The sequence below is a fragment of the Pseudomonas sp. St29 genome (assembly GCF_001547915.1).
Classification (GTDB): domain Bacteria; phylum Pseudomonadota; class Gammaproteobacteria; order Pseudomonadales; family Pseudomonadaceae; genus Aquipseudomonas.
Genome location: NZ_AP014628.1, coordinates 4,350,954 through 4,364,330 on the forward strand (window position 1 = coordinate 4,350,954; position 13,377 = coordinate 4,364,330).

The following is a 13,377-nucleotide window of genomic DNA, read 5'->3' on the forward strand; positions in this document are numbered from 1 at the left end:
CCAGCCACATGCAATGACAATCAGGGAGATACCCATGGCCATGCCGGAACGGCTGAAACCAACACCACCGACGCCGAAAACAAATGCGTTGATGAAGGACCTGCTGGAGCAGATCCTCGACCGGATCTGGGACAACCAGGGCCGGGAAAGCCCCGAGATCAGTGCGCTGATCCAGCAGTGGAACAGCCACGCCGGCCGGCCTTTCGAGTTTCACGAGTTTCTCGTGATGCACAGCCATACCAGCGCGGAGAACTTTCTGCGCACTGCCTTTCATCAAGAGCGCTACGTTGACGACCTGAGCTTCGACGAAGCGTGTGCCCTGGCGGGTTTCATCTGTCAATGCGAGGGCACGGAGTCTGATATGGACTACGCCTTGAGCCTGCTGGAAACCAACTTCCCCGAGGCCAATGCCTCGGACCTGATCTTCTGGCCCAACGAGTGGTTTGGCGAGCCGGACATGTTGCAGGTGGACATGACTGCGCCGCAGATCATCGGCTATCTGATGGGCAAATCCTCGCGGCAGTTGCCGGACGCCCCGCCAATCGACTTGCCCTACCCCATGCCTGTAAACCCTTAGCGGCGACGGAGACGGTCGCCGCTAAGGGCTGAGGATTGCCCAGCCATCAGAAACCGGCCCGGTGAAGTCTCACCGGGGTATCGCAGCGTCTGGTTTAGCGAGCGCTTTGCGCCCGTGCGCAGCCTGCGGCAGCGGCTACAGGGTTGCGTGAGCGCCGCACTCAGCAGCGTCCCCCTGCCCTCAAAGGTTGCGCACGACATTCAACGCCGCGCTGCTCTGCGCCACGGGCATGATTTCGATGGAGTTGATGTTCAGATGCTCCGGCTGCTGGGCGATCCAGCACACGGTGTTGGCGATGTCCTCGGGGCGGATGGCTTCAACATCCTTGTACAAGGCGTGCACCGCTTCCATGTCGCCGTTAAGCCGCACCACCGAGAAGTCGGTGCCAGAACACAGGCCCGGTTCGATGTTGGTCACCCGCACCCGGGTGCCGGCCAGGTCCGCGCGCAGGTTCAGGCTGAACTGCTTGACGAAGGCCTTGCTGGCGCCATAGACGTTGCCGCCCGGATAGGGATAGGTGCCGGCAATCGAGCCGATGTTGATGATCAGCCCGCTGTTGGCCTCGACCATGCGGGGCAGGACGCGCTGGGTAATCAGCGCCAGGCCGGTGATGTTGGTGGCGATCATGCGCTCCCAGTTCTGCGCGCTGCTTTGCTGGGCACGTTCGATGCCCAGCGCCAGCCCGGCGTTGTTGACCAGCAGATCGATGGCCAGGGACGCCTCATGGATCTGTTCCACCGCCCGTTCCAGGGAGGTCTTGTCGGTGACATCCAGCTCCAGGGCGATGAAGTTCTCACCCAGCTCCTGCTCCAGGCGCTGGAGCTTGTCCATGCGCCGCGCGCCACCGATCACGCGATAGCCTTCGGCGATCAGTCGGCGACAGATCGCTTGGCCAAAGCCGGCCGAGGCGCCGGTCACAAATGCGGTTTTCATGGGTTTCTCCTTTGTCTGGCGATCAGGCCAGGTATTTCACGCCGAGGCTGGCGAACAGACACATCATCGAAAGCACCAGCACCTTGCGCACCACGTCGTTGCCCTTGCGAATGGCCAGGGCACTGCCCAGGTGGTTGCCCAAAATGTTGCAGGCCACCAATGGCAGGGCCAGCAGGTAGATCACCTTGCCGGCCATGATGAACGCCACCAGGGCGCCGATGTTGGACGCGAAGTTGAAGGTCTTGGAGTTGGCCGAGCTGGAGACCAGGTCCATTTTCAGCAGGTAGTGAAAGGCAATGATGAACATGCTGCCGGTGCCCGGGCCGAAGAAGCCGTCATAGAAGCCGATGACCAGGCAGGTCAGGGGCACCACTGTAAACAGCATGGCATCGGACAGAACGTGCTCCTGCACGGGCCGGTCCTTGGGGGTGAGGAAAATCAGGATGCCGAAGGGGATCAACGCCAGGATGATCTTGCCTACGGTTTCCTGCGAGATCGACACAATCAGGTGCGCCCCCAGGTAGGCACCGAGCAGGGAAAACGGCACGCCGACCAGCGCCACTTTCCAGACCATCTTGCTGTTGACCAGAAAGTTTCTGATCGCCGCCAGGGTGCCCAGGGTGCTGACCAGCTTTTCCTGGCCCAGCGCCACCTGCGGCGGCAGGCCCACCAGCAGGAATCCCGGTACCAGGAACAGCCCGCCCCCGCCGGCAATGCTGTCGACAAAGCCGGCGACGAAAGCAATGGCGCCCAGCAGCAGAATCGCCAATACCCAGTGTTCAGCCCAATAGGCTCCTAACAGTTCCATAGCGTTACCCCACGAAGAAAAAAAGAATCAGCAAAGGACTTCATACAGATGGTCGGCTCGCGCAAAGCGCACGCGGTTCAGGTCATTGACCGCAAACACGCGCAACAGCCAGCGGTCGGCGCCGTCGTTTTGCGGCTCGAAACCGTCCCGAGCGTGAAGCACTCGCTGGTTCTTGAAGATCATGAAATCCCCGGGCAGCAGCAGGTGCGGTTCATCGAAGCGACGGGTTTCCAGCAGCGTGCGCAGGGCATTGAGCGCCAGCTCGGCGGTGGCGTTCATGCCGTAGGTGTTTTCACTGTCGAAACGGCACAGCCACTCGTTGGCCGCGCCGCGCACCAACACCGCCAGGTTGGGCGTTGAACGGCGTTGGCTGGCGAACGAGTCCGGGCGGCGCACTTCGAACTGCGGCAGGCTCAGTTCGCGCACGGTGGCCGCCGGCAGTTGCTCGATCACGTCGTCCAAATTGACCAGCGTGGTGTTGATCCGTGGATCGCAACGCATGCCGAAGAACGACAGGTATTCCGGGCAGCAGGAGAGCTCGCCGAGCGCTTCGGAGGACAGCGGCAAGTCCGGGTTGTCGACGTGGTAGGAGAAGCGCAGGCGCGAACCGTGCGAGCTTTTCTGACTGGAGGAAGTGCGTGAAGGAATCACATGGCGAAACAGGCGCCCGTCATTCTCCCCTTCATAGACCACCGGATGGATACCCAGCAGGCTTTGCAGCGAAAGGCTGACCAGGCAGGCGATGGGGGTGCTCTTGGGGCTCAACACGCCGGAGTAAGGCGTCGGCGGAATGTCCCGGTCTCGCGGGCAGTTGCGAATCACCATCGAGGTGATGTCGGGGTCTTCGACAAATGCCCGGATCTGTCGGGTCAGGGCGGCCCCCAGTACATCCTGGGCCTGTTCCTTGAGCTGAAAGTAAATGTCTTTGGTGGCCTCGAATTCCAGAGGCGTCTGACTCAAGACGGTTTGCCATGCGCTGGAAATAACCCACGGCAAGCGGATTTCCAACGTTGCCACGGCCTCGACTGCCTGCTTGTGCTGTGCGCTTTCCATTTCAGTTGAATTCCATAGTTCGATGCGCGTTGCGCCTGACCCGGGAGGCGGCACAACCTGTTGTATTTTTGTGATTCAGCTCACACGACACCCGTGTAATGCCGGGACAAACCCGCCAATGCCTCGATAACATCTCGAAACAACATCGACGTAATCATTGTAATTACACAAATAGACTCGATTCAATTTATTTCTGCCGATCGGTGCTGCAGCCCGCGAACACGGCTTTAAAGTCATTGAATTTATTGAAATTTCTCGTGAAAGAAAATTTCAGCACGACAAAACCGACGGGGAAACTGGGTTATTCGAAAGAATTAAATCGCATCAATTAGGTGCAATATCCTCGATTACCACAGGATTACGCCCCTTCACAGGTTCATGTTAGGCTTGCGTGCTTGTGCAGACTCTGGTGCTTTACCTATGTGGGTTCCTCAATACAGCGGCCACGCGCAGCCGGTTTACCTAATGATTGCCGACGCCCTGGAGCAAGACATTCGCTCCGGGCGCCTGAGCCCTGAAGATCGGCTGCCCACCCTCAAGGAGCTGGCCGAGGCCTTGAAAGTCACGCCCGGCACCGTGGGTCGTGCCTATGACGAAGCGGCCAAGCGCGGGCTGGTGGTGGGGGAAGTCGGACGCGGGACCTTTGTCCTGCCGGCCAAGACCAGGACGGCACCTGTCGCAGCACAAACCGCCGCCGATAGCCACAGCGCGCAGATCGATCTGTCGATCATCAAGCCCAATGACGCCAACGTCGGGATGTGGCTGCGCGATTCCATTGGCGAGCTGGCACAGTCGACCGACCTGAACCGGGTTCTGGACTACGCCACCGATGGCGGGCATGCCGTGCACAAGCAGGCCGGCGCCCGCTGGGTGCAGCGCAGCCTGCCCGAGGCGCGCTGGCAGCAGATCGTGCTCACCAGCGGCGCACAGCACGGCCTGCTGGTGGCCATCAACAGCCTGTCCAACACCAACGACCTGATTCTCTGCGAAGAGCATTGCTACCCCGGGATCATCTCCCTGGCCCACAGCCTGGACAGGCGCCTGATGGGCGTGCAGATCGATGAATACGGGCTGGTGCCCGAGGCCTTCCGCGCCGCATGCCAGGAACACCGTCCGGCCCTGCTGGTGTGCGTGACCACTCACCAGAACCCGACCAACTCGATCATGCCGCCGGAGCGCCGCGAAGCCATCGCCCAGATCGCCCGCGAATACGATGTGTTCATCATCGACGATGACATCTATGGCTTTCTGGAAACCCACACGGTGCACAAGCCGATCTCGGCCTACGCCCCCGAGCGTTCGATCTACCTGACCAGCCTGTCGAAAAGCATCCTGCCGGCCCTGCGCATCGGTTACCTGTACGCCCCGCCCGAAACCCTCTCGCGCCTGTCGTCCATGGTCCGCAGCAGTGTATGGATGCCCTCGCCGATGATGGCGCAACTGGCCAGCAACCTGATCAACAGCGGCACCGGCGAGCAGTTGATCAAGGTCCAGCAGCAAGAGGCGGCGGTGCGCCAGCAAATGGCGCGGGAGATCCTCGGCAACTATCAGATCAGCAGCCAGCCCAACAGCTTTCACATCTGGCTGGTATTGCCCGAGCCCTGGAACTGCGATGAGTTTGCCAACCTGGCCCGCGCCCAGGGGGTCACCGTGGTCAGCGGCAGCCAGTTCCTGGCTCAGCGCACCACGGCCAGCCGCGGCGTGCGTATTGCCTTGATGTCGCCGAGCCGCGCCGAACTGAGCTTTGCCCTGACCAAGCTGGCCAGCCTGCTCGCCTCACCCGAGCCGCGGCTGTTCTACTGACGGGTTCAGTGCGGCCGCCGGGCTTCAGCCCTGGTCGCCGCCGCCCACCGGCAGCACCGTGCCGGTGATGTAGGAAGCTTCGTCGGAGGCGAGAAACAGAATCGCCGCGGCCTGCTCGTCCATGTTGCCGTAGCGTTTCATCAGGCTGCTGTCCAGGGTCTGCTCGACGATCTGCTGATACCAGGCCTGCTCCTCGGCGCTCGGCTCGGCGCTGTTGCGCGGGATGCGCCGCGGCGGGGCTTCGGTGCCACCCGGGGCGGTGGCATTGACCCGCACGCCGCGGCCGGCGGTTTCGAAGGCCAGGCAGGCGGTCAGCGCGTTGATCCCGCCCTTGGCCGCACCGTAGGGCACGCGGTTGAGGCTGCGGGTGGCGATGGACGAGACGTTGACGATGGCCCCGCTGCCCTGCTCCAGCATCTGCGGCAAGGCGGCGTGGCAGCACCACAAGGTCGGGAACAGCGAGCGACGCACTTCGGCTTCGATCTGCGCGGGCTCGTAGTGTTCGAAGGGCTTGGCCCAGATGGTGCCGCCGACGTTGTTGATGAGGATGTCCAGGCGGCCGAAGTGGGCGATGCCCGCCGCCATGATCCGACTGCATTCGCTGTACTGCTCCAGGTCGGCGGTCAGGGCCAGGACCGGGTAGCGGGGGCTCAGCTCAGCGGCCAGTTCGAAGACCAGCTCGGAGCGGTCCACCAGCACCACGCGGGCGCCCTCTTCGGCCAGGCGTTCGGCAACGCGACGGCCGATGCCTTGGGCGGCGCCGGTGACCAGGGCGACTTGGTTGTGGAAACGGTTCATGGAAACCTCGTGAATGCAAAAAGATAGGGAGAACACCACCCGACGTCGGCGCCGGCTTGCCGGCGAAAAGGCCCTTGAGCCTAGCAGCGCCCTGAAGGACGTCTTCGCTGGCAAGCCAGCTCCTACAAGGCCAGGCTTGCCGCGTGGGACTTCGTAGGAGCCGGCTTGCCGGCGAAAGGGCTCTTGAGCCTAGCAGCGCCCTGCTGGACGCCTTCGCTGGCAAGCCAGCTCCTACAAGGCCAGGCTTGCCGTGTGGGACTTCGTAGGAGCCGGCTTGCCGGCGAAAGGGCCTTTGAGCCTTGCAGCGCCCTGATGGACGCCTTCGCTGGCAAGCCAGCTCCTACAAGGCCGGGCTTGCCGTGTGGGACTTCGTAGGAGACGGCTTGCCGGCGAAAGGGCCTTTGAGCCTTGCAGCGCCCTGATGGACGCCTTCGCTGGCAAGCCAGCGCCTACACAAGAATGCAATGCCCTTCAGGCGGCGCTGGCGGCGAACTTCTCGTAGTAGAAATTTGCCGGGGCGATGCCCTGCTCGCGGATGAACTGGCTCACCGCCTCGACCATCGGCGGCGGCCCGCACAGGTACACGTCCACATCGCCCTGGTTGAGGTGCACCGGCTCGATGTGCTGGGTCACGTAGCCCTTGCGCGGGTACTGGCTCTCGGGGTTGGCCACGCAGGCGCTGAAGCTGAACTGCGGGATGCGCGCGGCAAAGTCTTCCAGGCGCTCCAGCTCCACCAGGTCGAAATCGTTGCTCACGCCGTAGATCAAATGCAGCGGGTGCTCGCTGCCCTGCTCGGCGATTTTCTCCAGCATGGCGGTGAACGGCGCCAGCCCGGTGCCGCCCGCCAGCAACAGCAGGGGCCGGCGGATATCCCGCAGGTAGAAGCTGCCCAGGGGCCCGGCCAGGGTCATGCTGTCGCCGGCTTTGGCAAGACCGGTGAGGAAGCTGCTCATCAGGCCGCCGGGCACATTGCGGATCAGGAAGCTGACCTCGCCGTCGCGCTGCAAGGAGCTGAAGGAATAGGCCCGGGTCTGTTCGCTGCCGGGCACCCCGAGGTTGACGTATTGCCCCGGCAGGAACGCCAGCTGGCTCAGGGCCTCGCCCTTGATCGACAGGGCAATGGTGCTGGCGGACAGCTGGCGCACGGCACTGATGCTGGCCTGGAAACTGCCCTGCCCGGCGCGGCAGACCTGGGACGAAGCCGGCACCCGCACCACGCAATCGCTCAAGGCGCGCATCTGGCAGGTGAGGACAAAACCCTGCTCGGCCTCATCGGCGCTCAGGGCGTCTTCGATGTAGTCCTCGCCCAGCTCGTAGCGCCCGGCCTCGGCCAGGCACTTGCAGGTGCCGCACGCACCGTCGCGGCAGTCCAGGGGGATGTTGATGCCTTGGCGGTAGGCGGCGTCGGCCACGGTTTCGCCCGGATTGGCGTTGACGAAGCGGGTGACGCCGTCTTCGAAGTTGAGTGCGATTTGATGGCTCATGGCAGTCGCCTCAGAGGTGGTAGATATCGACGACCTGGCGAACGTAGTCGTTCTTCAGGATGACTTTCTTGGCCAGGATCAACGGGTTTTCGCCGCGCAGGTCGAGGGTGTAGAAGCTGCAGCCGAAGTAACTGTCCACGGTCTTGTAGCGAAAGCTCAGGGTGTGCCAGTTGAAGCGCAGCTTGCACAGGCCGTCGCCCTGCTCCAGCAGCTCGATATTGCTCAGGTTATGGGAGGTGCGGGTGTCGGGAATGCTGGCGCTGGAGCGCTCGGTCTTGATGCGGAACACCCGGTCTTCCAGGCCGCTGCGGTTGCCATACCAGATCAGCGAGATTTCCCGCTGCGGGTCTTCGGTCAGCTGGTCGCTGTCGTCCCAGGACGGCATCCAGAAGGTCGCGTCCGGGGCGTAGAGTTCCAGCCAGTTGTCCCAGTCCTTGTCGTCCAGGTAGCGGGCTTCGCGGTACAGGAAATCGCGCACGGTGTCGTAGGAAACAGTCATTGCACGGCCTCCACTGCGATCTGCCGTGAGGCTTCACGCTCCAGGGCCGCCAGCAGGGTTTGCTGCCAGAACTTGTGCTGCATCACGAACAGGCCTTCGTCCTCGGTGCGCACGCCGCTGAGGATCGGCTGCAGGTCGATTTCTTTGGCGGCCTCGTCCGCTCCCTGGACCCAGTGCTCGGCACCGCGGGACATGTCGTTCCAGGCCGTGCTGCTGCCCTGGTAGCCGAGCTGGCAGGAACGGAACTCCTCCAGGTCGTCCGGGGTGGCCATGCCGCTGACGTTGAAGAAGTCTTCGTACTGGCGGATGCGCCGGGCCCGGGCTTCGTCGCTCTCGCCCTTGGGCGCGATGCAGTAGATGGTGATTTCGGTGCGGTCCACCGAGATCGGCCGGGCGATGCGGATCTGCGAGCTGAACTGGTCCATCAGGTAGACGTTGGGGTACAGGCACAGGTTGCGCGAGTTCTCGATCATCCAGTCGGCCCGGGCCTGGCCGAAGTCCCGGGCCAGCTCGTCCCGACGTTCGTACAGCGGGCGGTCCTCGGGGTTGGACCAGCGGGTCCAGAGCAGCATGTGGCCCTTGTCGAAGGAGTAGAAACCGCCGCCCTGCTTGGCCCAGGTGCCGGCGCTCATGGTGCGGATGTCTTCCCCGGCTTCGCGCTGCTTGCGCTGGTTCTGGGTGGCGGCGTAGTTCCAGTGCACCGAGCTGACGTGGTAGCCGTCGGCGCCGTTCTCGGCGGTGAGCTTCCAGTTGCCTTCGTAGATGTAGCTGGAGGAGCCGCGCAGCACTTCCAGGCCGTCGGCGGACTGGTCGACGATCATGTCGATGATCTTCGCCGACTCCCCCAGGTGCTCCACCAGGGGCAGCACGTCGGGGTTGAGGCTACCGAACAGAAAGCCGCGATAGGACTCGAAGCGCGCGACGCGGGTCAGGTCGTGGGAGCCGTCGCAGTTGAAGCTGGCCGGGTAGCCGGCGGCGGCCGGGTCCTTGACCTTGAGCAGCTTGCCGGTGTTGTTGAAGGTCCAGCCGTGGAACGGGCAGGTGAAGGACGCCTTGTTGCCGGTCTTGTGCCGGCAGAGCATGGCGCCGCGATGGCTGCAGGCGTTGATGAAGGCATTGAGTTCGCCGTTCTTGTTGCGCGCGATGAACACCGGCTGCCGGCCCATGGTGGTGCTGTAGTAGTCGTTGGGGTTGGGGATCTGGCTGTCGTGGGCCAGGTACAGCCAGTTGCCTTCGAAGATGTGCTGCATCTCCAGGTCGAACAACCGGGGGTCGGTGAACATCTCCCGCTTGCAGCGGTAGACGCCCTGGTCGGGGTCTTCTTCAAGCAGGGAATGCAGGTATTCGGGTCGCAGGGACATGGCCGCCGCCTCCATTGTTTTTATTCAGGCAGGGCCATGCTAGGACGGGGGTTGGCGGGGTAATAGCCGATGCGTGCAGACCTGTATCCGTTTTCTGCAGATTGCCTTGTAGCCGCTGCCGCAGGCTGCGAACGGCCCGAAGGGACGCAAGGATCTCAAGGCCGCTAAAGGCTCGGCTGGCGATCGCCAGGCAAGGTCCTGCGGACCTTTTCGCAGCCTCGCACGCTCGGCAGCGGCTACAGGGGTGTAGCCGCTGCCGCAGGCTGCGAACGGCCCGAAGGGACGCAAGGGTCTCAAGGCCGCTAAAGGTTCGACTGGCGATCGCCAGGCAAGGTCCTGCGGACCTTTTCGCAGCCTCGCACGCTCGGCAGCGGCTACAGGGGTGTAGCCGCTGCCGCAGGCTGCGAACGGCCCGAAGGGACGCAAGGATCTCAAGGCCGCTAAAGGTTCGGCTGGCGATCGCCAGGCACAGGTCGGAAGGGCCGGTCAGTGGCGACGCTTGAGGGTGTCGGACGGCCGTTCGCCGTATTCCTGGCGGTAGCTCTGGGCGAAGCGGCCCAGGTGGGAAAAGCCGAAGTCCAGGGCCAGTTCGGTGACGTTGCGCACCGGGCTGTGCGGGTCGCTGAGGCAGGCGTGCACCCGTTGCAGTTTCTGCTGGCGGATGTAGTGCTTCGGCGTGGTGCGGACGTTGCGTTCAAACAGCGCGTACAGCGAACGCAGGCTCATGCACGCCTGTTGCGCCAGCTCTTCACAACCGATGTCGCGCTTGAGGTTGCGCTCGATGTAGTCGGCAATGCGTTCGAAGGTCGCCGCCGAGGCACTCAGGGTGCCGCGCTGGACATTGGTCTGCATCAGGCCCAGCAGTTTGCTCACCAGGATGTGCGCGTAGTGCTCCTGCACCTTGGGCATGGCCTCCAGGGCTTCGGACTCCTGGCACAACAGGCTCAGCAGGGGCACGAAGCCTTCCAGTTCCTGCAGTTGGTAACGCTGGCGCAGAAAGCGCACGCCCTGCCCCGGGTACTGCCAGCGCTGTTCCTGGCAGGCGGCTTCCAGCAGGTGCGTGGGAATCTTGATGATGAATTTTTCGCAGTCGTCGGAATAGGTCAGGTCCACCGGGTCGTCCGGGTTGATCAGCAGCAGTTCCCCCGGGGCGAAGCAGTGTTCCTGGTCGCGGCTGCGCCACAGGCAGTGGCCACGCAGCAGCACCTGCAGGTGGTAGATGCTTTCCAGCGCCGGCGAGGTGACGCGCACGCTGCCGCCATAGCTGAGGCTGCACAAATCCAGGCTGGCCAGGGCCCGATGATTGAGGCTGGCCTGGGGATGGCCCGCCCGGGGCAGGCGGATGCAGTGGCTGCCCACGTGCTGATTGACGTAACCGGACACGGCATGGGGATCGGCTTGAACAAACACGCGGCTGCGTTCACTCAACAGATGCATTTGCATGATCGGGTCACTCTGATGGTGCTTATCAGGTCTGCGTTTCAGGCACGCAACGCAGTCTCGTCAGGCCAGGCATAACGGCAAAAGCCACGGGCACCTGGGTCGGTGCGCCGTGGCCGGGTCAAGCAGGGTCGGCGCTTCAGTCCTCCAGGGCACGCACCCGTTCGTGGCGCTGCTGTTCTTGCGGCTGGGCCGAGGACTGCAGGGTGAAGTCGAAGTGAATTTCCGCGAAGCGGCCGCTCACGCCCAACTCCTTGGCCCGGGCCTGGTCGTCGCTGAAGGTGATCTTGGCGATCAGCTCGTCGCGGGTGGCGTAGGCGAAGTCGTCGTGCAGGTAGGGGTCGCCGTCCAGGTTGATCTGGGTGGTCAGGTGGCGATGGTCATCGGCGGAGATGAAGAAGTGGATGTGCGCCGGGCGCTGGCCGTGACGCCCCAGTTGATCCAGCAATTGCTGGGTCGGGCCTTCCGGCGGGCAGCCGTAGCCGGACGGCACGATGCTGCGAAAACGGTAGCGGCCCTCGGCGTCGGTGACGATGCGCCGGCGCAGGTTGAACTCCGATTGGCTGCCGTCGAAGTAGGAATAGGTGCCGCCGGTGTTGGCGTGCCAGACATCGACGACAGCCCCGGCCAGGGGCTGGCCGGCGGTGTTGGTCACCTGCCCTTGCATGAACAGCACCACGCCCGGGTCGAGGCCGTCGTCCAGGCGCGCCTCGCCCTGGCTCAGGGGCGCGCCGGCGACGTACAGCGGGCCTTCGATGGTGCGCGGGGTGCCGCCGGTCTTGCCGGCCTGTTCGTCGGCGGCGTCCATCAGCAGGTCCAGGTAGTGCTCCAGGCCCAGGCCCGCGGCCAGCAGGCCGGCTTCCTGGCGGGCACCGAGCACGTTGAGGTAGTTGACGGCTTTCCAGAACTCTTCCGGGGTAACGTTCAGGTCTTCGATGATGTTCACGGTGTCCCGCAGGATGCGGTAGACGATGGCCTTGGCCCGGGGGTTGCCGCCTTCGGTGAACTGGCCGCTGGCTTCTTCAAGAAAACGCTGGGCGCTGGCAGTCTGGGAAATTCTGACGTTCATGATTAATCCTCATCTTGTATTTATTAGAGTGGTGAACGGGCTGATGCGAACTCAGCGGTCATCCTCATGAATGGACGAAGGATGCCTGCACAGGGCGTTAACTTCGATGGCCATGTACGGGTACAGCGGCAATTGCATCAGGGTGTCGTGCAGTTCCTGCACGCTGTCGACGTCGAACACGCTGTAGTTGGCGTACAGCCCGGCAATGCGCCACAGGTGGCGCCACTTGCCTTCGGCCTGCAGGCGCTGGGCCAGGGCCTTTTCCTCGGCCTTCAGTTGCGCGGCGCGCTCGGGGTTCATGTCGACCGGCAGGTTCACGGTCATTTTCACGTGGAATAGCATGCAGCCCTCCTCAGGTGTGATGCAGCACGGGGGTGGTTTTGTCGCGACGGAAGAACGCCAGGCGCTCTTCGTCCAGGCTCAGGCCGAGGCCCGGCGCCCGTGAGACATGCAGGTGGAAATCCCGGTACACCGGCGCCTCGGCGAGGATGTCCTCGGTCAGCAGCAGCGGGCCGAACAGCTCGGTGTCCCAGCTCAGTTTGTTCAGGGTCAGGAAGGCGTGGGCCGAGGCCAGGGTGCCGATACCGCCTTCGAGCATGGTGCCGCCGTACAGGCCGATGCCCGCTGCCTCGGCAATCGCCGCGGTGCGCAGGGTGGCGCGGGGCCCGCCGTTCTTGGCGATCTTCAGGGCGAACACCGAGGCCGCACCTTCCCGGGCCAGGTTGAAGGCGTCTTCCACGCATTCGATGGATTCGTCGGCCATGATCGGCGCCGGGCTGCTGGCATTCAGGCGCACCATGCCGGCGCGATTGTTGCGTGAGATAGGTTGCTCGATCAGGTCGATGCCGTTGCTGCCGAGGATGCGGCAGGCGCGCAGGGCCACGGCTTCGTCCCAGGCCTGGTTGACGTCGACCCGCACGCTGGCGCGGTCGCCCAGGGCCTTCTTGATGGCGATCACATGGGCCAGGTCGCGGTCCACTTCACCGGCACCGATCTTCAGCTTGAAGATGCGGTGGCGGCGCAGGTCGAGCATCTTTTCGGCTTCGGCGATGTCCTTGGCGGTGTCGCCGCTGGCCAGGGTCCAGGCCACGGGCAGCGCATCGCGCACCCGGCCGCCCAACAGTTCGCTGACCGGCAGCCCGAGGCGCTTGCCCTGGGCGTCGAGCAAGGCGCTTTCGATCCCGGACTTGGCGAAGGTGTTGCCGCGGATGCTCTGTTCCAGGCGCAGCATGGCGGCGTTGATGTTGCTGGCGTCCTGGCCGAGCAGCAGCGGGGTGAAGAAGCGGTCGATGTTGGTCTTGATGCTGTCCGGGCTTTCGTTGCCATAGGCCAGGCCGCCGATGGTGGTGGATTCCCCCAGGCCTTCGATGCCGTCGGCGCAGCGCAGGCGGATCAGCACCAGGGTCTGGTTCTGCATGGTGTGCATGGCCAGCTTGTGGGGGCGAATGGTCGGCAGATCGACGATGATCGTTTCGATCGATTCAATGGCAGAAGCGTGCATGTCCATACCCGTGAGGTTCTTGAAGTTCTGCGCTCGATTCTGTCCCGGCT

13 protein-coding genes are annotated in these 13,377 nt (G+C 63.6%); 2 read left to right on the top strand and 11 right to left on the bottom strand.

All coding sequences use genetic code 11. From position 1 onward, the window contains the following. Positions 1-34: 34 nt before the first annotated feature. A complete protein-coding gene (locus tag PST29_RS19245; protein ID WP_060840097.1) occupies positions 35-577 on the top strand; it encodes a hypothetical protein in 543 nt (180 codons plus the stop codon). Positions 578-757: 180 nt separating this feature from the next. On the opposite strand, the gene PST29_RS19250 is transcribed toward PST29_RS19245, so the two are convergent. The 3 genes from PST29_RS19250 to PST29_RS19260 are packed head-to-tail and all read right to left on the bottom strand — an operon-like array spanning position 758 to position 3,278. Further along, positions 758-1,510 carry an SDR family NAD(P)-dependent oxidoreductase gene (locus PST29_RS19250; RefSeq protein WP_060840098.1) on the bottom strand — a complete coding sequence of 251 codons (753 nt, stop codon included), beginning with the start codon at positions 1,508-1,510 and terminating at the stop codon, positions 758-760. Between the two features lie 22 nt (positions 1,511-1,532). Further along, complete coding sequence (locus tag PST29_RS19255; protein WP_047305291.1) at positions 1,533-2,318, bottom strand: sulfite exporter TauE/SafE family protein; 786 nt, start codon at positions 2,316-2,318, stop codon at positions 1,533-1,535. A 27-nt stretch (positions 2,319-2,345) separates the two neighbouring features. Further along, positions 2,346-3,278, bottom strand: a complete 933-nt coding sequence (locus PST29_RS19260; RefSeq protein WP_231978974.1) for a TauD/TfdA family dioxygenase — start codon at positions 3,276-3,278, stop codon at positions 2,346-2,348. Between the two features lie 513 nt (positions 3,279-3,791). Here PST29_RS19260 and PST29_RS19265 point away from each other — a divergent pair. Beyond that, positions 3,792-5,174 carry an aminotransferase-like domain-containing protein gene (locus PST29_RS19265; RefSeq protein ID WP_060844091.1) on the top strand — a complete coding sequence of 461 codons (1,383 nt, stop codon included), beginning with the start codon at positions 3,792-3,794 and terminating at the stop codon, positions 5,172-5,174. 24 nt (positions 5,175-5,198) lie between these two features. On the opposite strand, the gene PST29_RS19270 is transcribed toward PST29_RS19265, so the two are convergent. The 8 genes from PST29_RS19270 to PST29_RS19305 all read right to left on the bottom strand — a co-directional run bounded on the left by PST29_RS19270 (position 5,199) and on the right by PST29_RS19305 (position 13,327). Then, a complete protein-coding gene (locus tag PST29_RS19270) occupies positions 5,199-5,972 on the bottom strand; it encodes a 1,6-dihydroxycyclohexa-2,4-diene-1-carboxylate dehydrogenase (protein ID WP_060844092.1) in 774 nt (257 codons plus the stop codon). A gap of 471 nt (positions 5,973-6,443) precedes the next feature. Further along, on the bottom strand, positions 6,444-7,457 hold the full coding sequence (gene benC, locus PST29_RS19275) for a benzoate 1,2-dioxygenase electron transfer component BenC (RefSeq protein ID WP_060844093.1): 1,014 nt from the start codon (positions 7,455-7,457) through the stop codon (positions 6,444-6,446). Positions 7,458-7,467: 10 nt separating this feature from the next. Beyond that, positions 7,468-7,956 carry a benzoate 1,2-dioxygenase small subunit gene (gene benB, locus PST29_RS19280; protein WP_060840103.1) on the bottom strand — a complete coding sequence of 163 codons (489 nt, stop codon included), beginning with the start codon at positions 7,954-7,956 and terminating at the stop codon, positions 7,468-7,470. Next, a complete protein-coding gene (gene benA, locus PST29_RS19285; RefSeq protein WP_060845159.1) occupies positions 7,953-9,317 on the bottom strand; it encodes a benzoate 1,2-dioxygenase large subunit in 1,365 nt (454 codons plus the stop codon). The genes benB and benA overlap by 4 nt, the downstream gene beginning before the upstream one ends. A 486-nt stretch (positions 9,318-9,803) precedes the next feature. Continuing rightward, positions 9,804-10,760 (bottom strand): AraC family transcriptional regulator, encoded by a 957-nt coding sequence (locus PST29_RS19290; protein WP_060844094.1) that lies wholly within the window; start codon positions 10,758-10,760, stop codon positions 9,804-9,806. 136 nt (positions 10,761-10,896) lie between these two features. Next, positions 10,897-11,826 (bottom strand): catechol 1,2-dioxygenase, encoded by a 930-nt coding sequence (gene catA / locus PST29_RS19295; protein WP_060844095.1) that lies wholly within the window; start codon positions 11,824-11,826, stop codon positions 10,897-10,899. A gap of 51 nt (positions 11,827-11,877) precedes the next feature. After that, positions 11,878-12,168: a muconolactone Delta-isomerase gene (gene catC / locus PST29_RS19300; RefSeq protein WP_016966965.1), complete on the bottom strand. Its 291-nt coding sequence runs from the start codon at positions 12,166-12,168 to the stop codon at positions 11,878-11,880. A gap of 10 nt (positions 12,169-12,178) precedes the next feature. Beyond that, positions 12,179-13,327: a muconate cycloisomerase family protein gene (locus PST29_RS19305; protein ID WP_162492851.1), complete on the bottom strand. Its 1,149-nt coding sequence runs from the start codon at positions 13,325-13,327 to the stop codon at positions 12,179-12,181. Positions 13,328-13,377: the final 50 nt, after the last annotated feature.

Excerpts from the sequence above, each read along its gene's own strand:
- PST29_RS19250 (WP_060840098.1), bottom strand. The coding sequence starts at position 1,510 with ATGAAAACCGCATTTGTGACCGGCGCCTCGGCCGGCTTTGGCCAAGCG.
- catA (WP_060844095.1), bottom strand. The coding sequence starts at position 11,826 with ATGAACGTCAGAATTTCCCAGACTGCCAGCGCCCAGCGTTTTCTTGAA.
- PST29_RS19265 (WP_060844091.1), top strand. The coding sequence starts at position 3,792 with ATGTGGGTTCCTCAATACAGCGGCCACGCGCAGCCGGTTTACCTAATG.
- benC (WP_060844093.1), bottom strand. The coding sequence starts at position 7,457 with ATGAGCCATCAAATCGCACTCAACTTCGAAGACGGCGTCACCCGCTTC.
- PST29_RS19245 (WP_060840097.1), top strand. The coding sequence starts at position 35 with ATGGCCATGCCGGAACGGCTGAAACCAACACCACCGACGCCGAAAACA.
- PST29_RS19290 (WP_060844094.1), bottom strand. The coding sequence starts at position 10,760 with ATGCAAATGCATCTGTTGAGTGAACGCAGCCGCGTGTTTGTTCAAGCC.
- benA (WP_060845159.1), bottom strand. The coding sequence starts at position 9,317 with ATGTCCCTGCGACCCGAATACCTGCATTCCCTGCTTGAAGAAGACCCC.
- catC (WP_016966965.1), bottom strand. The coding sequence starts at position 12,168 with ATGCTATTCCACGTGAAAATGACCGTGAACCTGCCGGTCGACATGAAC.
- PST29_RS19270 (WP_060844092.1), bottom strand. The coding sequence starts at position 5,972 with ATGAACCGTTTCCACAACCAAGTCGCCCTGGTCACCGGCGCCGCCCAA.
- PST29_RS19305 (WP_162492851.1), bottom strand. The coding sequence starts at position 13,327 with ATGCACGCTTCTGCCATTGAATCGATCGAAACGATCATCGTCGATCTG.
- PST29_RS19255 (WP_047305291.1), bottom strand. The coding sequence starts at position 2,318 with ATGGAACTGTTAGGAGCCTATTGGGCTGAACACTGGGTATTGGCGATT.
- benB (WP_060840103.1), bottom strand. The coding sequence starts at position 7,956 with ATGACTGTTTCCTACGACACCGTGCGCGATTTCCTGTACCGCGAAGCC.